The sequence below is a fragment of the Pseudomonas fluorescens genome (assembly GCF_902497895.1).
GTDB lineage: Bacteria > Pseudomonadota > Gammaproteobacteria > Pseudomonadales > Pseudomonadaceae > Aquipseudomonas > Aquipseudomonas fluorescens_BP.
Genome location: NZ_CABVHQ010000089.1, coordinates 1 through 19,700, shown reverse-complemented (window position 1 = coordinate 19,700; position 19,700 = coordinate 1). Strand labels below are relative to the sequence as shown.

17 protein-coding genes and 1 pseudogene are annotated in these 19,700 nt (G+C 59.1%); 10 read left to right on the top strand and 8 right to left on the bottom strand.

The features are described 5' to 3' along the window. The 3 genes and pseudogenes from F8N21_RS31165 to F8N21_RS27630 all read left to right on the top strand — a co-directional run. Window positions 1-1,779, top strand: a pseudogene (locus tag F8N21_RS31165) (hypothetical protein); the annotation flags it as partial. 13 nt (window positions 1,780-1,792) lie between these two features. Beyond that, on the top strand, window positions 1,793-2,194 hold the full coding sequence (locus F8N21_RS27635) for a lysozyme inhibitor LprI family protein (RefSeq protein WP_150645152.1): 402 nt from the start codon (window positions 1,793-1,795) through the stop codon (window positions 2,192-2,194). A 242-nt stretch (window positions 2,195-2,436) separates the two neighbouring features. Beyond that, the gene (locus F8N21_RS27630; protein ID WP_150645151.1) at window positions 2,437-3,045 is read left to right on the top strand and encodes a hypothetical protein; all 609 of its coding nucleotides are present in this window, start codon (window positions 2,437-2,439) and stop codon (window positions 3,043-3,045) included. A gap of 179 nt (window positions 3,046-3,224) precedes the next feature. Here F8N21_RS27630 and F8N21_RS27625 read toward each other — a convergent pair whose 3' ends face one another. Genes F8N21_RS27625 through emhA form a run of 3 tightly spaced genes read right to left on the bottom strand, consistent with a single transcriptional unit; the run spans window position 3,225 to window position 9,007 of the window. Continuing rightward, entirely contained in the window at window positions 3,225-4,685 is a 1,461-nt protein-coding gene (locus F8N21_RS27625; protein WP_150645150.1) for an AdeC/AdeK/OprM family multidrug efflux complex outer membrane factor, read from the bottom strand. Beyond that, entirely contained in the window at window positions 4,682-7,846 is a 3,165-nt protein-coding gene (gene emhB, locus F8N21_RS27620; protein WP_150645149.1) for an efflux RND transporter permease subunit EmhB, read from the bottom strand. The genes F8N21_RS27625 and emhB overlap by 4 nt, the downstream gene beginning before the upstream one ends. Window positions 7,847-7,849: 3 nt before the next feature. Next, window positions 7,850-9,007, bottom strand: a complete 1,158-nt coding sequence (emhA, locus tag F8N21_RS27615) for an efflux RND transporter periplasmic adaptor subunit EmhA (protein WP_150645148.1) — start codon at window positions 9,005-9,007, stop codon at window positions 7,850-7,852. Between the two features lie 263 nt (window positions 9,008-9,270). Between emhA and F8N21_RS27610 the strand changes: the two genes are divergently transcribed. The 3 genes from F8N21_RS27610 (at window position 9,271) to F8N21_RS27600 (ending at window position 11,572) form a co-directional block, all read left to right on the top strand. Beyond that, on the top strand, window positions 9,271-9,921 hold the full coding sequence (locus tag F8N21_RS27610; RefSeq protein WP_150645147.1) for a TetR family transcriptional regulator: 651 nt from the start codon (window positions 9,271-9,273) through the stop codon (window positions 9,919-9,921). A gap of 320 nt (window positions 9,922-10,241) precedes the next feature. Beyond that, window positions 10,242-10,940: a CoA transferase subunit A gene (locus tag F8N21_RS27605; RefSeq protein ID WP_150645146.1), complete on the top strand. Its 699-nt coding sequence runs from the start codon at window positions 10,242-10,244 to the stop codon at window positions 10,938-10,940. A gap of 2 nt (window positions 10,941-10,942) precedes the next feature. Further along, window positions 10,943-11,572 (top strand): CoA transferase subunit B, encoded by a 630-nt coding sequence (locus tag F8N21_RS27600; RefSeq protein ID WP_150645145.1) that lies wholly within the window; start codon window positions 10,943-10,945, stop codon window positions 11,570-11,572. 197 nt (window positions 11,573-11,769) lie between these two features. On the opposite strand, the gene F8N21_RS27595 is transcribed toward F8N21_RS27600, so the two are convergent. From F8N21_RS27595 to F8N21_RS27585, 3 genes are read right to left on the bottom strand one after another with little or no spacing between them, the layout of a single operon-like run. Continuing rightward, complete coding sequence (locus F8N21_RS27595; protein WP_150645144.1) at window positions 11,770-12,819, bottom strand: alkene reductase; 1,050 nt, start codon at window positions 12,817-12,819, stop codon at window positions 11,770-11,772. A gap of 20 nt (window positions 12,820-12,839) precedes the next feature. Beyond that, window positions 12,840-14,006: an MFS transporter gene (locus F8N21_RS27590; RefSeq protein WP_150645143.1), complete on the bottom strand. Its 1,167-nt coding sequence runs from the start codon at window positions 14,004-14,006 to the stop codon at window positions 12,840-12,842. A gap of 25 nt (window positions 14,007-14,031) precedes the next feature. Beyond that, window positions 14,032-14,334, bottom strand: a complete 303-nt coding sequence (locus F8N21_RS27585; protein ID WP_150645142.1) for an ArsR/SmtB family transcription factor — start codon at window positions 14,332-14,334, stop codon at window positions 14,032-14,034. 155 nt (window positions 14,335-14,489) lie between these two features. Here F8N21_RS27585 and F8N21_RS27580 point away from each other — a divergent pair, with 155 nt between their 5' ends. Then, window positions 14,490-15,062 (top strand): ACP phosphodiesterase, encoded by a 573-nt coding sequence (locus F8N21_RS27580; RefSeq protein WP_150645141.1) that lies wholly within the window; start codon window positions 14,490-14,492, stop codon window positions 15,060-15,062. 130 nt (window positions 15,063-15,192) lie between these two features. On the opposite strand, the gene F8N21_RS27575 is transcribed toward F8N21_RS27580, so the two are convergent. Together F8N21_RS27575 and olsB are read right to left on the bottom strand one after the other, a co-directional pair. Next, window positions 15,193-15,987 (bottom strand): lysophospholipid acyltransferase family protein, encoded by a 795-nt coding sequence (locus F8N21_RS27575; RefSeq protein WP_150645140.1) that lies wholly within the window; start codon window positions 15,985-15,987, stop codon window positions 15,193-15,195. Further along, a complete protein-coding gene (gene olsB / locus F8N21_RS27570; protein WP_150645139.1) occupies window positions 15,987-16,742 on the bottom strand; it encodes an L-ornithine N(alpha)-acyltransferase in 756 nt (251 codons plus the stop codon). Before olsB ends, F8N21_RS27575 begins: the two co-directional genes overlap by 1 nt. A gap of 154 nt (window positions 16,743-16,896) precedes the next feature. Here olsB and F8N21_RS27565 point away from each other — a divergent pair, with 154 nt between their 5' ends. The 3 genes from F8N21_RS27565 to F8N21_RS27555 all read left to right on the top strand — a co-directional run bounded on the left by F8N21_RS27565 (window position 16,897) and on the right by F8N21_RS27555 (window position 19,444). Beyond that, window positions 16,897-17,772 carry an acyl-CoA dehydrogenase gene (locus F8N21_RS27565; RefSeq protein ID WP_150645138.1) on the top strand — a complete coding sequence of 292 codons (876 nt, stop codon included), beginning with the start codon at window positions 16,897-16,899 and terminating at the stop codon, window positions 17,770-17,772. A gap of 251 nt (window positions 17,773-18,023) precedes the next feature. Continuing rightward, window positions 18,024-19,118 (top strand): serine hydrolase domain-containing protein, encoded by a 1,095-nt coding sequence (locus F8N21_RS27560; RefSeq protein WP_150645137.1) that lies wholly within the window; start codon window positions 18,024-18,026, stop codon window positions 19,116-19,118. Continuing rightward, window positions 19,115-19,444: an amidase gene (locus tag F8N21_RS27555; RefSeq protein ID WP_150645136.1), complete on the top strand. Its 330-nt coding sequence runs from the start codon at window positions 19,115-19,117 to the stop codon at window positions 19,442-19,444. Before F8N21_RS27560 ends, F8N21_RS27555 begins: the two co-directional genes overlap by 4 nt. Window positions 19,445-19,700 lie beyond the last annotated feature (256 nt).

Below are 19,700 nucleotides of genomic sequence, written 5' to 3'. Positions count from 1 at the left end.
CAGATTGCCGGTGACCAATATCAGGTCGCGACACGCTGGGGCTCGCTCGATGTCTACGCCGAACCGAGCCTTCACAGCGCCGTTCTCACGAAACTGCCGGATGGCACGCAAGTCACGGTCAGCGGTGAAGGCGACTACCGCAAGCTGGAACGCATCGACCAGTACGTGCATTTCAAATCGCTGCAAGGCGCCCTGGAACCGCTGGCGCATGATCGGGTGGTGGTGCTCGATCAGCCCTTAGCGATCAAGGCCGGGGAGTTGATAGGCCACCTCGGCCTGTATCAGGACGGTGGGGCGGAACGCCCGGAAAAGAAACTGCACCTGGAAGTGTTCAGCGGCGATGACGTGGACATTTTCATCGAAGCCAGTCGCGCCTGGGCACAGCGCTTGCCCGCCGACAGCAAGACCTGGCTGAAACTCGCCAAGGGCACGGCCGTGGTGGCGCATCGGGACACCTACAGCGCCAAGCAGCCACCGACCCTGAGTGCTGCGGCCAACACCCTGAGCGCCGCCGACCTGCTGGTCCCCAAGAGCCTGCTCGATGGCCTGCCGGCCGAGAGAAAAATCACGGTGCCGGCGACGGCTGACCGCAGGGCCTACACCTGGTATCGCCTCGACGGGCTGCTCCACGACGCCGACAACAATCTGCTTGATGGCTGGGTCCGCGAAGAGGTGGGTGTCACCCCCTGGGTCAATACCTGGTCGTGGGAAGGCTACGACCTCATCTACAACTACGAACTCCCTCGGCGAATGTTGGCGTCTTTTCTTCGCGCCGTTGACCACTTCAGCGAAATGGAACTTGAGCGCTACGGCCCCATGGCCGACGAAGCAGACAAGGGGCCGCTCAAGAGCCGACTGTACGACATCATCGACCGCAACCGCGACGGCAAAATGACCGCCAAGGAACTGCAAGCGGCGATCAGCCTGCCGGCCCACGCCCAGTCGATCTCGCAATTGATCATCTACGCCGAAAGCGAGTGGTACTACAGAGCGCAGAAGTGGGACCCGCTGGATGAAATACTCGGCCATAGCGGTTCGACGCCACACTTGAACTGGTTGGCGGAGAAAGAGCGGCTTGAACAAATCAGTTGGTGGGAGGAGGTGGCCATGAAGGTTGGGCTACCGGCGGATGGGAAGGTGTTTCACTTTCATCCAGTGGGTTTGGCAACGTATTTCAACTTTATAGACGGATTAAAAATCCTTGCAGGCAAGATAACCTTCGATGCTGAAGGTAATGATAATCCAGGCTCAATGCACTACAGCAGAGTCATTCACTGGCCAGGAAATGATTTGTCTGGAGTAACTTTGGGGCGAGGGTACGATATGGGAAATCGAACGCAAAACGAAGTCTACGCCCATATGACTCGAGCTGGAATCGACGATAAAAAGGCTAGAGAAATTTCGTTAGCTCGCGGCCTGAAAGGAGTGGCTGCGAGAGATTTTGTAACAAATAGCAAAATTTCAATTGGCGAAATAACTAAAGACCAACAAATATCAATTTTTAACATCATCTACCCTGACTACATTGAAAGAGCTATTTCAAATTATAACAAATGGACTTTGTCTGAGATCGACAGGGTGGAATGGGTAAATCTTGATCCCGTCATTCAAGAAGTATTGGTTGACTTTGTGTACCAAGGTTTTACTTTGGGAGCCAATCCAATGAAAGCTGGGATGCGCAACAGCAGGGCAGAGTTAATATCTTATATTGAAAATACTCCTGCAATTAGTCAGTATGAGCCAGGTCGGCATAGAGTCAGGTATTTAAAAAATAATTAACGGGAGAGGTTTAATGATCGCAAGATTTATTGTAGTGATGTTATTTGGATTTGGGGTGTGTTATGCAGATTCTGTTTATCCTGATTTATGCTTATCTGGAGGCATGGATAGCCAGGATGTATACGAATGCTCCAAATATAAAGTTGAAGGTGCTGGCAAAGTATTAAATGATATTTACAAGGATTTAAATAATAGAATATCTATAGAGTACAAGGCGGATCCCAAGCTAGGAGAAGAGCTTCGGGAGTATATAAAAAAATCACAGAGAGCGTGGATTAATCTAAGAGACGCAAACTGTGCTATTGAGAGTTTTGTGATCTCCCCTGAAACTCAAGCATTTGAAACGATAAGAAACAATTGTGTTGCTAGAGAAAGTATCGAAAGAGCCCGCTATCTAAAGAGCTTGAGATTCTGACGCTGCGCGTCATTGAGAGTGTATTAGTAATAGGGTGGTCCGCCGAAAACCCTACAACACAACAGCACTGGATATGCTCTTAGTGCATGTTGACGAATAAATTTCTAATTAATCAGGTGATCTCCAATCGTCGTTAAAAAAACTCTGTTGATGTTGTTGTTTTTTTTTTCTCTGCATTGACAAATGCATCATGCCTGAATGAGCACAAGGATTTCATTGGTAACCTCTATGAAGGGCCAGGAGTGATTCGACATAGCTCTGTTTGCAAGGTGTGGCCAGCAACAGGAGATATCATCTTTGCAACATCAATTGAGCTGGATGGAAGGACTGATTTGGGGGTGATGGTTTTTGATTCAAAAACCAACACTATTGTTGGAGTCAGTCGCGAAATTGATGCGTTAAAGGGTGATGCTATTCACAATACTGGAATAGAAATTGATACGGCAAGCTATCGGCTTAACAGGGATACCTTGGCGTTCGGGATTCGTACCTCCTGGCGAGGTTCATCACAGCCAAATCCATATAGCTCAGAATCATTAAGATTATATATCGCGCATGACAAAAGCTTGGTTAGTGTTCTAAGTGGGCTGAATGTGCATGAGTATTCTGGCGAGTGGGATACCCGCTGTGCTGGCGAGTTCACTACACGAGACATGATCATGATCATGATGCAGTCAGGAAGGCCATATGCAGACCTGCTTATTAAAGAGAAGACAACGAAAGTACTATCTCGAGAGGCTGCTGAGGGCTGCAAGGATGTTCTGCAGAAAACAGAGGAAAAGAAATACGTACTAAAATATGAAAGAGGGCGTTACCTGGTTCCAGAAAACTTGCGCTCATTTGTACGGTAAGTTAGAAAATGGGGGCAGCCGCTATCGCGAGCAATCCAGCGTCGACCGGCTCTTCCTAAAGTGCGCGTCCAGAGCAGAGCGCTCTAATATTGTGAAGCAGGTAAAAAAATCCGGAGCCCTTGTCAGGTTCCGGATTTTTCGTTTGATCGAGGAGCGCTCAACGATCCTCAGTCAGGCTGTCAGAACAGCTTGAGCTTCGGCGCCTCTTCCTTGAGCGGCTCGTTCTTCGCAGTCTGTGCGTTCCAGCCGCCACCGAGAGCCTTGTACAGATTGACCTCGCTGACCAGTTGCGCCAGGCGATCGGTAATCAACGCCTGTTGCGCGCTGAACAACTGGCGCTGGGCATCGAGGAAGGTCAGGTTGCTGTCGACGCCGATCCGGTAGCGACGCTCGGCCAGGCGGTAGTAGTCCTGGTTGGCGTTGACGAAGTCACGCTGGGCCTGCAACTGCTGGTTGAAGGTCTGGCGTGCGGCCAGGCCATCGGAGACTTCCTGGAAGGCGGTCTGGATCGACTTTTCGTACTGTGCCACGGTGATGTCTTTCTGGATTTTCGAGTAATCCAGGCTCGCTCTCAAGCTGCCGGCATTGAAGATCGGCAGATTGATTTGCGGCTGGAACAACCAGGTTCCCGAGCCCCCCTTGAACAGGCCGGACAGGTCCGGACTTGCGGTGCCTGCGTTGGCCGTCAGGCTGATGCTCGGGAAGAATGCCGCGCGTGCCGCACCGATGTTGGCGTTGGCGGCCTCGAGCTGGTGCTCGGCTTCGAGGATGTCTGGACGACGTTGCAGCAAGTCCGAAGGCAAGCCTGCCGGTACTTCGCTCAACAGGTCGTCGGCCAGCGGCTGACTGCCCGGCAGATTGGCCGGAATCCCGGTGCCCAGCAACAGCGCAAGACTGTTTTCGTCCTGTGCGACCAGGCGGGTATAACGCGCATATTGCACCCGGGCGTTTTCCACGGAAGTCCGCGACTGGCTCAGGTCCAGCGCCGAGGCTACTCCGACTTCATTGCTGCGAGAGGTGAGTTTGTAGCTCTCCTCGAAGGCGCCCAGGGTGTCCTTGGTCAGCTGGAGCAGTTCCTTGTCGGCCTGCCATGTCAGGTAGGCGTTGGCCACGCTGGCCACCAGGCTGATCTGGGTGCTGCGCCGCGCTTCTTCAGTGGCGAAGTAGGTCTGCAGCGCTTGTTCGCTGAGGCTGCGAACCCGACCGAACAGGTCCAGCTCATAGGCGCTGATACCCAGGGTCGCCGAATACTGGCTGGTAATGCCCGACTGACCGGTTTGCGACAGGTCCGCCGGAACCCGCTGACGGCTGCCGCTGCCGGTCGCCGAGACGGCCGGGAACAGGTCGGCGCGCTGGATGCGGTATTGAGCCGCAAAAGCGTCGATGTTCAGGGCCGCGACACGCAGGTCGCGGTTGTTCTCCAGGGCGGTCTGAATCAGCTGTTGCAGCGCCGGATCATGGAAAAACTGCTTCCAGCCCTGTTCAGCGGCCGCCATGTTGGCGGCCTCTGCAGGGGAGTAGGCCGGACCTTGCGGGTACTGCGCCGCGACCGGCGCTTCCGGCCGCTGATAATCAGGTATCAGCGAGCAACCACCGAGCACGAATGCGGTAATTGCCAGGGAGAGTAGCGACTTGCTCATTGGCCAGCCTCGTTTGCAGTTTCAATGGAGTCGGGTTCGTCCGCGACTTTTCTCTGGCCCATGGCGGACACGGTGACAAAGAACAGCGGTACCCAGAAGATCGCCAAAACAGTCGCGGTGATCATACCGCCAATTACCCCGGTACCGATCGCATGCTGGCTGCCGGAACCTGCGCCGGTGGAGATTGCCAGTGGTACCACGCCGAGCACGAAGGCCAGGGACGTCATGATGATCGGGCGCAGACGCATCCGGCAGGCTTCAATGGCGGCCTCGGTCAGGGTGCGTCCCTGTTCATGCAGCTCCTTGGCAAACTCGACGATCAGAATGGCGTTTTTCGATGCCAGCCCGATGGTCGTCAACAAGCCCACCTGGAAGTACACGTCGTTGGACAGACCGCGCAGGCTGGTGGCGAGCAGGGCACCGATAATCCCCAATGGCACCACCAGCATGACCGCGATCGGGATCGACCAGCTTTCATACAGCGCTGCCAGGCAGAGGAACACCATCAGCAGCGACAGTGCATACAGCGCTGGCGCTTGCGAGCCGGACAGACGCTCCTCGTAGGACAGGCCGGTCCAGGAGATGCCGACACCCGCCGGCAGCTTCTTGGCCAAGGCTTCGACTTCGGCCATGGCTTCACCGGTACTGTAGCCGGGTGCCGGGGCGCCGAGGATTTCCATGGCTTCCACACCGTTGTAGCGCGACAGCTTGGGTGCACCGTAAATCCACTCGCCCTTGGCGAAGGCGGAGAAGGGCACCATGGTTCCAGTGGCGTTGCGCACGTACCATTTCTTGATGTCTTCGGGACTCATGCGGGCGCCGGGCTGGCCTTGTACGAAGACCTTCTTCACCCGACCGCGGTCGATGAAGTCGTTGACATAACTACTGCCCAGCCCGATCGACAGGGTGGTGTTGATGTCCGTCATGGTCAGGCCCAGGGCGCTGGCGCGTTCGTCATCGATAGTCAGCTGGTATTGCGGTTCATCGTTCAGGCCGTTGGGACGGACCTGCGAAAGCACCTTGCTTTGCGCGGCCATGCCAAGGAACTGGTTACGGGCTGCCATCAGCTTATCGTGACCGATACCGGCACGGTCCTGCAGGAACACGTCGAAACCGGTGGCGTTACCCAATTCCAGTACCGCGGGTGGCGCGAAGGCGAACACCATGGCGTCACGGAAGGTGAGGAAGTGCTGCTGCGCACGAGCGGCGAGCTTGAATACGCTGTTTTCCGCAGAGCGTTCATCCCATGGCTTGAGCATGATGAAGGCCATGCCCGAGCTCTGACCACGGCCGGCGAAGTTGAAGCCGGTCACGGTAAATACCGAGTTGACCGCATCGCCTTCACCGCCGTCGGCGCTTGGACGCAGCAGGAACTCACGCATTTCGTCGACCACCACCTGAGTCCGCGCGGCACTGGAGCCGGCCGGGGTCTGCACCTGGGCGAACAGTACGCCCTGGTCTTCTTCTGGGAGGAAGGCTGTGGGGATGCGGGTGAACAGCCAGATCATGCCGACCACGATGATGATGTAAGCCAGCAGGTACGGGGCCTTTTGCTTGAGCATGTTGGCGACACCGCGCTCGTAGCTTTTTACGCCACGGTCGAAGTTGCGGTTGAACCAGCCGAAGAAGCCGCGCTTCGGTACGCCGTGCTCGCCCTTGGGAATCGCCTTGAGCATGGTGGCGCAGAGCGCCGGGGTGAAGATCAGGGCGACCAGCACCGAGAGCGCCATGGCCGAAACGATGGTGATCGAGAATTGCTTGTAGATCACCCCGGTCGAGCCACTGAAGAACGCCATCGGCAGCAGTACCGCCGAGAGCACCAGGGCAATACCGACCAGGGCACCCTGGATCTGCCCCATGGATTTCTTGGTGGCTTCCTTGGGTGACAGTCCTTCCTCGCTCATCACCCGTTCGACGTTTTCTACGACGACGATGGCATCGTCCACCAGCAAGCCGATAGCCAGCACCATCCCGAACATGGTCAGGGTGTTGATGCTGAAACCGAAGGCCGAGAGGATCCCGAAGGTACCGAGCAATACCACCGGTACCGTCATCGTAGTGATGACCGTGGCACGGAAGTTTTGCAGGAACAGGAACATCACCAGGAACACCAGTACGACCGCTTCGACCAGGGTTTCAACCACGCCCTTGATCGACTCGGTCACCACCGGAGTGGTGTCATACGGGAATACCACTTCCATCCCTTCCGGGAAGAAGGGTTGCAGGTCGCTGATGGTCTTGCGCAAGGCTTTTGCGGTGTCGAGTGCGTTGGCGCCGGTGGCCAGTTTGACCGCCAGGCCGGAAGCCGGACTGCCGTTGAACTGGGCGCTGATGCTGTAGTTCTCACCACCCAGGCCGACATCGGCCACGTCACCCAGACGCACTTGCGAGCCGTCTTTGTTGACCTTGAGCAGGATGGACTGGAACTGCTCGGCAGTCTGCAGGCGCGTCTTGCCGATGATAGTGGCGTTCAGTTGTTGTCCCGGGGCCGCTGGCAAACCACCGAGTTGCCCGGACGAGACCTGGACGTTCTGCGCGGCGATGGCGGCTTTTACGTCCACCGGGGTCAGGTTGAAATTGTTCAGCTTGGCCGGGTCGAGCCAGATCCGCATGGCGTACTGGGCACCGAACACCTGGAAGTCCCCGACGCCCGCGGTGCGCGAGATCGGGTCCTGCATGTTGGACACGATGTAGTTGGACAAGTCGTCCTTGGTCATGCTGCCATCGCGCGAGACCACGCCGATCACCATCAGGAAGTTCTTCACTGCCTTGGTCACGCGGATACCCTGCTGCTGCACTTCTTGCGGCAGCAGCGGGGTGGCCAGGTTCAGTTTGTTCTGGACCTGGACCTGGGCGGTATCGGAGTTGGTGCCTTGTTCGAAGGTCGCGGTAATGGTCATGCTGCCGTCGGAGTTACTTTCCGAGGACACATAACGCAGGTTGTCGATACCGTTGAGCTGTTGCTCGATGACTTGCACCACGGTGTCCTGCACCGTCTGTGCAGAAGCGCCTGGGTAGGTTACCTGGATTGCAATAGCCGGTGGCGCAATGCTCGGGTACTGGTTGATTGGCAACTTGAGGATCGATAGAGCCCCGACCAGCATGATCACCAGGGCAATTACCCAGGCGAAAATCGGACGGTCGATAAAAAATCTCGACATGGTTTACTCCCCTTTGCCGCCTGCAGCTTTGTTTGATGCCTGTGTAGGGGCCGGGTTTTTCGAAGTGACGTTGGTCGCTTCGCTGACCTTGACTTCGACGCCAGGTTTGACGTACTGCAGCCCTTCGGTGATCAGACGGTCACCGGCCTTGAGGCCATCTTCGATCAGCCACTGGTTGCCGACCGTGCGACTGGCCTTGAGCTGACGCAGTTCGACCTTGTTGTCCGGGCCAACCACCAGAGCAGTCGGAGAGCCTTTCAGGTCGCGGGTCACGCCTTGTTGCGGGGCGAGAATCGCGGCGCTGTTTACACCGGCCTGCAACTGCGCGTGGACAAACATGCCCGGCAGCAGGGTATGGTCGGGGTTCGGGAACACGGCACGCAGGGTCACGGAACCGGTGGTTTCGTCCACCGAGACTTCGGAGAACTCCAGTTTGCCGTCCAGTTTGTACTGGCTGCCGTCTTCCAGGGTCAGCTTGACCATGGCTGCATTCGCGCCGGCCTTTTGCAGGCGACCGCTTTCCAGTTCGCGGCGCAGCTCGAGCAACTCGACCGAGGACTGAGTGACGTCGACGTAGATCGGGTCGAGCTGCTGAATCACTGCCATGGCATCGGCCTGGCCGCTGTTGACCAGGGCACCTTCGGTGACCGAAGAACGACCGATACGCCCGGACAGCGGCGCCAGCACTTTGGTGTAACGCAGGTTGATCTGCGCGCTTTGCACGCTGGCTTCCGATTGCAAACGATTGGCCAGGGCCGTGTCGTATTCCTGGCGGCTGACGGCTTGCTCGCTGACCAGCTGCTTGTAGCGATCGGAAATCGACTTGGTCGACTGCAGGTTCGCCTGGGCGCTTTTCAGGGTGGCTTCATAGACCGATGGATCGATCTGATACAGCTGCTGGCCGGCCTTGACCTCACCGCCTTCCTTGAACAGACGCTTGAGAATGATGCCGTTGACCTGTGGGCGGACTTCCGCCATGCGGAACGCCGTGGTGCGACCCGGAAGTTCGGAGGTCAGGGTAAAGGCTTGAGCTTGCAGGGTGACGACGCCGACCTGAGGGGCTTGGGGGGCAGGGGCTGCCTGTTCTTTTTTGCATCCGCTGAGCAGCGATGCCAGGGCAACGGCAGCTACCAGAGCGGTAACAGCTGACTTGAATTGCATGAAAATCCTCGGGTCAGGCGCGCAATTGCGCACTCGAAAGGTGGAAGGGTAAAAAATGTGCGCTGAGTAGATAAGTAGCTTGCTAAGTAATATACTTACGTTCATGGTTGTTTGTAAATACCTTGGTTACGTATCGATACCGTTACAAAAGCCATAAAAGGTGTGATGTGTAGGCCGGGGACGAGACCCGAGAGACTCGCCCCATATTTGTTCAGATGATCGTTACCCATCGCCTGAAACGCCCTGATTGAGGTAGTACTGCCATGGTTCGTCGTACCAAAGAGGAAGCCCTGGAAACCCGTAGCCAGATACTCGAAGCGGCCGAGAAAGCCTTTTATGAGCGGGGTGTGGCGCGAACCACGCTGGCGGACATCGCAACGCTGGCGGGTGTTACGCGTGGGGCCATTTACTGGCATTTCAGCAACAAGGCGGATCTGCTCCAGGCCATGCTCGACACCTTGCATGAGCCGTTGGATGAGATGGCCAGGGCCAGTGAAGATGAAACCGAACTCGACCCCTTGGGGTGCATGCGCAAGCTTCTGGTTCATTTGTTTCATCAAGTTGCCCTGGACCCGAAGACTCAGCGCATTAATGACGTTTTGTTTCATAAGTGCGAACTCACCGATGAAATGTGCGACCTGCGTCAGCAGCGTCGCACCTCCACCCTGGATTGCAATGTGCGCATCGGGCTGGCCTTGCGCAATGCGGTGAATCGAGGGCAGCTTCCGGAGAATCTGGATACCGCCCGAGCTGCGATCAGCATGCATGCGTTTATCGACGGCATCCTTTACCAGTGGCTACTGGCACCCGACGCCTTTGAGCTGCACAAGGAAGCCGAGCGCCTGGTCGATACCGGATTTGACATGCTGCGCTTGAGTCCAAGCCTGCGCAATCAGGACAAAATGAGTAGTTAAGTGCGGTTGTGTCAACAGTAAGGCGCCGGAAGATCGTCCGTTAGTTCGCCTTGTTTTGATGGGGTGCTTTTATATACGTGATAGCGCTATCTTGACAGGTAGCGTGCCAGGTATTTTGTAGGGAATTTGTGCGAGTGTGTGAATGAGTGTGAACACCCCTGCTGTACAAGGGCGCCAAGCAGCCCGGCAGCGCAAGGGCTAAGCTTGCGCAGTAGCGAAAATCGGGGAGGACAGTGCTGGATGGCTCTGTCTGCTCCCGGCCCGAGCAAACAGGCCGTGGCCGCATACGTGTGCGTCGTGGTGAATTCGAGGAAGAATAAGTGAACAAGATTTACTCGAGTGCTGAATCCGCCCTGCAGGGGCTCGTCGAAGACGGTATGACCCTCGCAGTCGGTGGCTTTGGGTTGTGCGGTATCCCTGAGGCCTTGATCGAGGCGTTACGCGACACCGGCAAGCGCGAGCTGACGGTGATCAGTAACAACGCCGGCGTCGATGGCTTTGGTCTGGGTCAGCTGCTGACTACCCGGCAGATTCGCAAGATGATTTCCTCCTACGTTGGCGAGAACAAGGAATTCGAGCGCCAGTACCTCGCCGGTGAACTGGAACTGGAGTTCACTCCCCAGGGCACCCTGGCGGAAAAACTCCGGGCCGGTGGTGCAGGTATTCCGGCGTTTTTTACCAAGACCGGGTATGGCACGCTGGTGGCTGAAGGCAAGGAAACCCGTGAGTTCGATGGCGAGTGGTACGTGATGGAGCGCTCGCTGCGCGCCGATGTGGCCCTGGTCAAAGCCTGGAAAGCCGACAAGTCCGGCAATCTGCTGTTCAACAAGACCGCGCGCAACTTCAACCCGCTGGCGGCCATGGCGGCCAAGGTTTGCGTGGTCGAGGTGGAAGAGATTGTCGAGATCGGTGAGCTGGATCCCGATCAAGTCCACTTGCCGGGTATCTACGTGCAGCGGTTGGTGCTCAATGCCAACCCGGAAAAACGCATCGAACAACGCACTGTGCGGAGCGCCTGATCATGGCCTGGACTCGTGAAGAAATGGCGCAGCGCGCCGCCCAAGAATTGCAGGACGGTTTTTACGTCAACCTCGGCATCGGCTTGCCGACGCTGGTGGCCAACTATATTCCCGAAGGTATGGACGTCTGGTTGCAGAGCGAGAATGGCTTGCTCGGTATCGGCCCGTTCCCGCTCGACAACGAGGTCGACCCGGACCTGATCAATGCCGGCAAACAGACCATTACCACCTTGCCCGGCAGCAGCTTCTTCAATAGCGCTGACTCCTTTGCCATGATCCGCGGCGGTCATATCAACCTGTCGATCCTCGGGGCCATGCAGGTCTCGGAGCAGGGCGATCTGGCCAACTGGATGATCCCCGGCAAGATGGTCAAGGGCATGGGTGGGGCGATGGACCTGGTAGCTGGAGTCAAGCGTGTGGTGGTGCTGATGGAGCACACGGCCAAGGGTGGCAGCCATAAATTGCTCAAGCAGTGCGACCTGCCCCTGACGGGTGTCGGCGTGGTGGATCGGATCATCACCGATCTGGCGGTGCTGGATGTGACCGAGCAAGGGTTGAAGCTGGTCGAACTGGCGGCGGGGGTGAGCCTGGAAGAACTGCAGGCGGCGACCGGGTGTCCGGTCAGCGCTTGATCTGTTAAGAGGGGGGGCCAAAAAGATCGCAGCCTTCGGCAGCTCCTACGGGTTCTGTGTACGCCTGATATTTAAAAGGTGAACCCGCTCGGCGTAGGAGCTGCCGCAGGCTGCGATCTTGGCGATCTGGTACGCGCTGAAGGTCTCTGGTTTATCCCCAAAAAGCCCCGTCTCTCACAAGTCGGGGCTTTTTGCTTTTACAGCACCGGGTAATCGATATAACCAACCGGCCCTTTGGCGTAGAAGGTCTCCGGATGCGCCTGGTTCAGTTCGGCATCGGCTTTCAGGCGTGCCGGCAAGTCCGGGTTGGCGATGAAGGGCACGCCGAAGGCGATGGCATCGGCCTTGCCGCTGGCCAGCCAGGCGTTGGCGCTGGCCTTGGTGAAGCGTTCGTTGGCGATGTACGGGCCGCCGAAGGCTTTCTTGAGTTGCGGGTCGAGGCTGTCGGCGCCTTCTTTCTCACGGGAGCAGATGAACGCGATGCCGCGCTTGCCCAGTTCACTGGCGACGTAGGTAAAGGTTTCTGCCAGGTTGGCGTCCCCCATGTCGTGGGAGTCGGCCCGTGGTGCCAGATGCATGCCGACCCGGCCAGCGCCCCAGACTTCAATCACCGCGTCGGTCACTTCGAGCATCAGCCGTGCGCGGTTTTCCAGGGAGCCACCATAGTGGTCGGTGCGCTGGTTGGTGCTGCTTTGCAGGAACTGGTCGAGCAGATAACCGTTGGCACCGTGGATTTCCACCCCGTCGAAACCGGCGGCCTTGGCATTCTCGGCTCCCACGCGGTAGGCGTCGACGATCTCGGCGATTTCAGCGGTTTCCAGTGCCCGTGGAGTCGGGTAATCGGCCAGCGGGCGAACCAGACTGACATGACCTTTGGGTTGAATGGCGCTCGGGGCCACCGGCGCTTCACCGTTCAGGTAAGACGGGTGGGAAATCCGCCCGACGTGCCACAGTTGCAGGAAGATCCGCCCGCCAGCGCCGTGAATGGCCTTGACCACGTTGGTCCAGCCGCGGACCTGGTCGTTGGACCAGATGCCCGGGGTGTCCGGGTAGCCGACGCCCATTGGCGTGACCGAGGTGGCTTCGCTGAGGATCAGGCCGGCAGAGGCACGTTGGACATAGTATTCAGCCATCAGCGCGTTCGGCACACGGCCTTCATCAGCGCGGCAGCGAGTCAGCGGCGCCATGATGATGCGGTTTGGCAGCTCGAGGTCGCCGAGTTTGATGGGATCGAAAATAGTTGCCATGGATACAACCCTCTTGATGATCAGTTGGTAGCAGGGGCCAGCTCGGCATTGCCGCTCTGACAAAAAGTAATCAGCGTCACCAGCAGTGCAAGGACTGCCAGCGCTGCAGCGGCCAGGGGCACGCGGGTCAAGCCGAAACCGTGGGCAATCACGCTGCCGCCCACCCAGGCGCCAAGGGCGTTGCCGATGTTGAAGGCGCCGATATTCAGGGTCGACACCAGGTTCGGTGCGGCCTTGCCGAAGGTCACGACGTTCACTTGCAGGGCCGGTACCGCGGCGAACGAAGCGGCCGCCCAGAGGAACAGGGTGATTTCAGTCGGGATCACTGCGGCGCTGGTCCAGCTCAATACGGTCGAGACCACGGCCATGGAGATGAAGACCCCGATCAGCGTGGCCGCCAGGCGTTTGTCCGCCAGCTTGCCGCCAATGATGTTGCCAACGGTCAGGCCCAGGCCGATCAACAGCAGGGTCCAGGTCACGCCTTTGGGCGAGATGCCGGTGACATCACCCAGCAGCGGTGCCACATAGGTGAAGAGGGTGAACATCGACGCGGAGAACAGCGCGGTCATGCTCAGCGACAACCAGATCCCGGCGCCTTTGAGCGCGGCCAGTTCCGAGCGCATGTCGAGTTTTTCTTCATCGCGTTTGGCCGGCAGGAAGCGGATCAGGCCGATCAATGCCACCACACCGATCACGGTCACGGCCCAGAAAGTCGAACGCCAGCCGGCTTCCTGACCCAGGGCTGTGCCCAGTGGCACGCCCAGCACGTTGGCCAGGGTCAGGCCGGTGAACATCAAGGCCACCGCCGAAGCGCGTTTGTTGGCCGGGACCAGGCCAGCGGCGACCACCGAACCGATACCGAAGAAGGCGCCGTGACACAGGGCAGTCACCACCCGAGCGAACATCAGCACGTTGTAGTCACTGGCCATCGCGCAGAGCAGATTGCCAACAATGAAAATACCCATCAACGCCACCAAAGCGGCCTTGCGCGGCAGCCTGGCGGTGGCCATTGCCATGAACGGTGCGCCAATGGCCACGCCCAGGGCGTAGCCGGTCACCAGCCAGCCGGCGCCGGGAATCGACACGCCGAGGTCGGCCGCCACTTCGGGCAGCAAGCCCATGATGACGAACTCGGTGGTGCCGATGGCGAAGGCGCTCAGGGCCAGGATGAGGAGCGAGAGGGGCATTGTGCAGTCCTTGTAAAGCTCTGGGTCAGAGCTCTTTGCTGATGGCGCGGAGGAATTCCTGAATCGCTTCCTCGTTGCGTTTGAAAAAGTGCCACTGGCCGACTTTCCGGCTGCTGATCAGACCGGCACGTTGCAAGGTCGCCAAGTGCGCGGACACGGTCGATTGCGACAGGCCGCAGCGCTGATCGATCTGCCCGGCACACACGCCGTGCTCGTTGCTGTGACTCTGGTCGGGGAACTCGACTGTCGGGTCTTTGAGCCAGTGAAGGATTTCTCGCCGTACTGGGTGTGCCAGGGCTTTTATTATTTCGTCGAGGTCGAGGGACATGGCGGTTGCTCGTGATGAGTAAAACGTTATATCGCGATAAGGCGAACTTTAAATCGTTAGTTCGCGATATACCAATATGATTTCGATCTGAAATCAGCTTGAATCGGTATATCGGGTTATAACGATATGTGAGGCGTGGTGCTAAACTGCACGCCATGAATTATCTCGCACATCTTCACCTCGGCGGCCAACTTCCGTCCCAATTGCTCGGCAGCCTGTATGGCGACTTCGTCAAAGGCCGCCTGCAGGGGCAGTTCGATCCGCAGATCGAGGCGGCGATTCAGTTGCATCGCCGTATCGACGTGTTTACCGATCGCCATCCACGGGTGGACGTGTCGCTGTCGCGCTTTTCACTGACGCGGCGGCGCTATGCCGGGATCGTCCTGGACGTGTTCTTCGACCATTGCCTGGCGCGGGACTGGCCACTGTATGGCGACCGCCCGCTGGATAACTTCACCGCTGAGGTTTATCGGGTGCTGGCCGCCGAACCGCAATTGCCCGGACGCCTGGCGGACATTGCGCCGCACATGGCGGCCCATGACTGGCTGGGTTCGTATCGGGATTTTGCGGTGCTGGAGCAAGTGCTGCGGGGCATCTCGAGACGCTTGTCACGACCCGAGGAACTGGCCGCGGCGATGCAGGAGCTGGAAAGGTTGTATGAACCGTTGAGCGAGGATTTTCGGTTGTTCTATCCGCAGCTGCAGGCGTTTGCGGCGGGGCATATATAAGCAAGATCAAAAGATCGCAGCCTTCGGCAGCTCCTACAGGATTTGCATACATCCGCAATCGTGCGGATGTATGGGGTCAGTGTAGGAGCTGCCGCAGGCTGCGATCTTTTTTGCAGGGGCACTGAAATTTTCAGGCAGCGACCAGCTCGCCGGTACGACGCGGCTCAGCAGGCTGAACAACCTCGCCAAACAACGCTTTCTGCACCGCCTGCTGCGCCTGAAAGGCCAGTGCCGCACGTTCCTGGCCATTACAGGCAATCGGTTTGAGCAGATGGATTTCCACCTCGCCCTGATCATTGGCAAACAAGCGCATCAGGTGCGACAGCAGATCGTCGTCACCAATGAAGGGTGCCAACGGATCAATCTGACCATCACGCAAGTACCGAATCGCCACCGGTTGCAGGGCAACGTCGGCGTCGATGGCGGCGGAGAGCAGGCGGCCGTGGAAGGTGCGCAGCGAGCGGCCGTCGGTGGTGGTGCCTTCGGGAAACATCAGCAGCGGATGCTCTTGCTGCAGATGACGGCCCATCTGTTTGCGGATCAGCTGGCTGTCGCCCGAACCGCGACGGATGAACAGACTGCCGGCCTTGGCCGCCAGCCAGCCGGCGACTGGCCAGGTGCGTACTTCGGCCTTGGACAGGAACGACAGCGGCGCGAGCATGCCGAGCAATGGAATGTCGGTCCATGACACATGGTTGCTGACCCACAGCATCGGCTGTTGCGGCAGTTCACCGCGAACGGTCACACGAAAGGGCAGGGCATTGCCCAGCCGTGCCATGAAAAACCGCGACCAGCGCTGACGCCGGAGCATGGAGTTGGCCATCCCCATGCGCTCGAACAGCCCGAACAGAGTGGCCATGCTCAACCCCAGACCGACCACCACCAGCACTCGCGCAACCCGCGCGTACACCCGTAACCGGCTCATCAGACGGCCGCCTTGAAGTGCCGGGCGTAGCGCGGGCACAACTCGTCGCGCTTGAGCAGGATGAACACGTCGGCGACCTGGAAGTCTTCGTCCCAGCAGGGTTCGCCGCAGATTTTCGCGCCCAGGCGCATGTAGGCCTTGAGCAGCGGCGGCATTTCGGCGATCACGTTGGACGGGATGTCGAGGACCGGCAGGGGTTTCTTCGGTTCGGCGCGCAAGTGCTCGGTGCACAGGTAACGTTCGCGCAGGCGTTGCATGATCGCCTGGGCCTGGATCCCGCCGTCCTGCATCGGGATGCTGGCGCAGCCCATCAGGTAGCTGTAGCCGCCTTCGTTGAGGACTTCGGCCAGTTCGCCCCAGAGCACGGCAATGGTGCCGCCGTTGCGGTAGGCCGGGTCGACGCAGGTGCGGCCGATTTCGAGGATCGGGCCCTTGAGCTGCACCAGGCCGTGCAGGCTGAATTCTTCTTCACTGTAGAACCGTCCCAGCGTGCTGGCGGCCTGGTGGTCGAGCAAACGGGTGGTGGCAACCAGACGGCCAGTATTCAGGTCACGTACGCCGATATGAGCGCAGTGAACATCATAGTCATCCATGTCCAGACCGAGCTCCGCGCCCTTCAGCCTGGCGTTGAACTCGCCGCTGAAAACGTTGAAGCGCAAGGTCTGGGCTTCCTGCAAGGCCTCGGCACCGATCAGGCGTTCGGCTTGCAGGCGGCGTTCATTGCCGGTGTCGCTGATACGGGCGATCTGAGTCATTGCGAATCTCCATACGGGCTACTCACCCGTCGAGGGTTGCAGCCGATCGACTTTCTGTATGCAAACTTGTTGTGCAAAGTCAGGCTATGTAGCCCCGGTGTCATCGCCATGAAGCTTTGGTGATGCTTGTATGACAGCCCTTGAGGAACCTCCCATGCTTTGGCAAGCCCTGTTGTCCCACTGCAAACGTCTGCCCGCCAATCCGGATCTGGCCGAGGGTTATGGGGCGTTGTTAAAGCAACTGGGCAGCGTCACGCCGTTCGAACTGGCCGTGCGTGGCGGCCGGTTGATGGCAACGCCGGGGCTGGCATTTCTGGTGGGCTATCAGGCGGCGCTGCGCATGCTTTGGCCCAGTGCGCCGCCGAGCCTGGGCGCCTTGTGCGCGACCGAACAGCGCAGCCTGCGCCCGGCGGACATGCAGACCCGTCTGGATGACCTGCGGTTGAGCGGGCGCAAGGACTTCGTCACCGCCGGCGATGCGGCGGACTGGTTGCTGATTGCCGCGCGCTGCGAGGCGCCGGGTGAATCGCCACGGTTGAGTCTGGCCGTGGTCTATCCCGGTGAGCCCGGGGTACGCCTGGAAAAACTCCCGGCCATCCCGTTGATGCCGGACATCAGCCACGGTCGGCTGTTTCTCGACACTGCCCTCTGTGAGTTGCTCGCCGGGGATGGTTGGGAGGCCTACGTCAAACCGTTCCGAACCCTGGAAGACATCTATGTGCTGAGTGCCATGAGCGCCTGGTTGTATGGCGTCGGCCAGGACAACGACTGGCCGCAGAGCCTGCAACTGCGGCTGTTGGCGCTGCTGGCGGGCTGTGCGGAAGTCAGTCGGCAGAACCCGGGTTCGAGTGCCGGGCATGTGTTGCTGGGTGGTTTGTTCGCGCAGTTCGATTCGCTCCGGTCCGAGTTGGACGAAGCCTTCGCCGATGGCCCGCCGGAGTGGGCGGCGTTGTGGACGCGTGATCGGGCCGTGCTGGAATTGGCGGCCGGGGCACGGGCCAAGCGCTTGGCTAAGGCGTTGGCGGTCTGAAACGGAAAACTTGCGAACACCCGGTCTCCGTAGCAGCTGGCGAAGCCTGCGTTCGGCCGCGCAGCGGTCGTAAAATCTGCAAACGCGTTTCTTCAGACAAAACGCATCAACCGGATTGCGACCGCTGCGCGCTCGAACGCAGGCTCCGCCAGCTGCTACGGGATTCTTTCAGCCAAGGTTCTGGGTATTCGCTTCAAAACTGTCATCTATCCCGGCTAGGCTCGGCAGGTTCATCCGCCTGAGTGCCCGCCATGTTCAAAGGCTCGAGCCTGCTGATCGCGCTGTTTTTCATGAGTGCTCATGCTGTCGCCGAACAATGGCCGGCCGACCAATGGTCCCGGGGCCCGCAGGTCTCCGGTCCGGCGCTCAAGGCCCTGGAGGACTACGCCTTCCAGCCCCGCGACGACAGTACTCACAAAGGCATTCGCACCGATGCCTTGCTGGTGATCCGCGACGGTCAGTTGATCTACGAGCGTTATGCCGGGCCAACCACTGCCAATACCTTGCATCTCACCTGGTCGATCAGCAAAAGCCTGATGGCCACGCTGTTGGGCATGGCTTATGGCGAGGGCCGTTTCACGTTGCAGGACCCGGTGGCGAAGTTCTATCCGCCGCTGCAACGGCATCCGGTGATTTCCATGGCCGACCTGCTGCATTGGGCGTCAGGTCTGGACTGGGAGGAAGACTATGAATACGCGCCGTTGAAGTCATCGGTGGTGGCCATGCTGTACACCCGTGGTCGTGGCGATATGGCCGCATTCACCACTGCTCATGACGAGTTCAGTGCGCCGGGCCAGGCGTTTCGCTACTCCAGCGGCGACAGCAACCTGCTATCCGCAGCACTGAAGAACATGCTCGGCGCGCAGTACCCGGACTATCCCTGGACGGCGCTGTTCGAGCCCTTGGGCATTCGCAATGGGGTATGGGAAAGCGACGCCAGCGGTACATTTGTCGCCTCGTCCTATGCCTACCTGACGGCTCGCGATCTGGCGCGGATCGGTCTGCTGATGCAGCGCGACGGTCGTTGGCGGGAGCGGCAATTGTTGCCCAGGGACTGGGTCGAGTTCAATCGCCAACCCTTTGGCCACTATCAAGCCAGGCAGGACGAAGCCGTACCCGGTGGTCATTGGTGGCTCAATCTCGCGCTGGATGGCGCAGGTAAACCCTGGCCGGCGGCGCCCGCCGATACCTTTGCCGCACTGGGGCATTGGGGCCAGGCGATGTATGTGATTCCCAGCGAAAAGCTGGTGATCGTGCGTTATGGCGATGATCGCGATGGCAGTTACCGGCACAACGAATTGCTCAAGCGCGCCCTGGCTGCGTTTGCCACGCCGGTGCTGCCATGAGGCGCCGGGGGTTTCTCCGCCGCCGACCGTTCAACTGCCTGCTGCTGGTGCTGGTGCTGGCGCTGCTCGGCTGGGGCTGGCAGGAGCGGGTAGCGTTGCAGGCGTTCCCGGGCATCATCAGCGCCTACACCGCCAAGGAGTATTGTTCCTGCCGGTATGTGATGAACCACCCGGCCGAGTATTGCCAGGCCTATGTGAAGCAGTACCTGCCCACCAGCGGGTTTGTTGATGACTCGGCGAGCAAGCGGGTGACGGTCAGTGGGATGGGGCGCAGTAGTACCGCGGCCTGGGTTGGCGAGCGCCAAGGGTGCCGGCTATTGCCTTGACTGCCGGGCTTTTGTGGCGAGGTAGGCTCCAATGCCGGGCTGCCCTTCGTAGCAGCTGCCGAAGGCTGCGTCCGGCTGCGCAGCAGTCGTAAATCCTGCTTCCACGGTTTGTCTGGAATACCGCAGCGCCTGATTTTACGACTGCTGCGCAGCCGAACGCAGCCTCGCAGGCTCGGCAGCTGCTACGCGCAGCCGAACGCAGCCTCGCAGGCTCGGCAGCTGCTACGCGCAGCCGGACGCAGGCTTCGCCAGCTGC

What these genes read in the sequence shown, in the direction of transcription:
- F8N21_RS27635 (WP_150645152.1), top strand. Translation starts at nt 1,793, where the DNA reads ATGATCGCAAGATTTATTGTAGTGATGTTATTTGGATTTGGGGTGTGT.
- F8N21_RS27625 (WP_150645150.1), bottom strand. Translation starts at nt 4,685, where the DNA reads ATGAGCAAGTCGCTACTCTCCCTGGCAATTACCGCATTCGTGCTCGGT.
- emhB (WP_150645149.1), bottom strand. Translation starts at nt 7,846, where the DNA reads ATGTCGAGATTTTTTATCGACCGTCCGATTTTCGCCTGGGTAATTGCC.
- emhA (WP_150645148.1), bottom strand. Translation starts at nt 9,007, where the DNA reads ATGCAATTCAAGTCAGCTGTTACCGCTCTGGTAGCTGCCGTTGCCCTG.
- F8N21_RS27610 (WP_150645147.1), top strand. Translation starts at nt 9,271, where the DNA reads ATGGTTCGTCGTACCAAAGAGGAAGCCCTGGAAACCCGTAGCCAGATA.
- F8N21_RS27600 (WP_150645145.1), top strand. Translation starts at nt 10,943, where the DNA reads ATGGCCTGGACTCGTGAAGAAATGGCGCAGCGCGCCGCCCAAGAATTG.
- F8N21_RS27595 (WP_150645144.1), bottom strand. Translation starts at nt 12,819, where the DNA reads ATGGCAACTATTTTCGATCCCATCAAACTCGGCGACCTCGAGCTGCCA.
- F8N21_RS27590 (WP_150645143.1), bottom strand. Translation starts at nt 14,006, where the DNA reads ATGCCCCTCTCGCTCCTCATCCTGGCCCTGAGCGCCTTCGCCATCGGC.
- F8N21_RS27585 (WP_150645142.1), bottom strand. Translation starts at nt 14,334, where the DNA reads ATGTCCCTCGACCTCGACGAAATAATAAAAGCCCTGGCACACCCAGTA.
- F8N21_RS27580 (WP_150645141.1), top strand. Translation starts at nt 14,490, where the DNA reads ATGAATTATCTCGCACATCTTCACCTCGGCGGCCAACTTCCGTCCCAA.
- F8N21_RS27575 (WP_150645140.1), bottom strand. Translation starts at nt 15,987, where the DNA reads ATGAGCCGGTTACGGGTGTACGCGCGGGTTGCGCGAGTGCTGGTGGTG.
- olsB (WP_150645139.1), bottom strand. Translation starts at nt 16,742, where the DNA reads ATGACTCAGATCGCCCGTATCAGCGACACCGGCAATGAACGCCGCCTG.
- F8N21_RS27565 (WP_150645138.1), top strand. Translation starts at nt 16,897, where the DNA reads ATGCTTTGGCAAGCCCTGTTGTCCCACTGCAAACGTCTGCCCGCCAAT.
- F8N21_RS27560 (WP_150645137.1), top strand. Translation starts at nt 18,024, where the DNA reads ATGTTCAAAGGCTCGAGCCTGCTGATCGCGCTGTTTTTCATGAGTGCT.
- F8N21_RS27555 (WP_150645136.1), top strand. Translation starts at nt 19,115, where the DNA reads ATGAGGCGCCGGGGGTTTCTCCGCCGCCGACCGTTCAACTGCCTGCTG.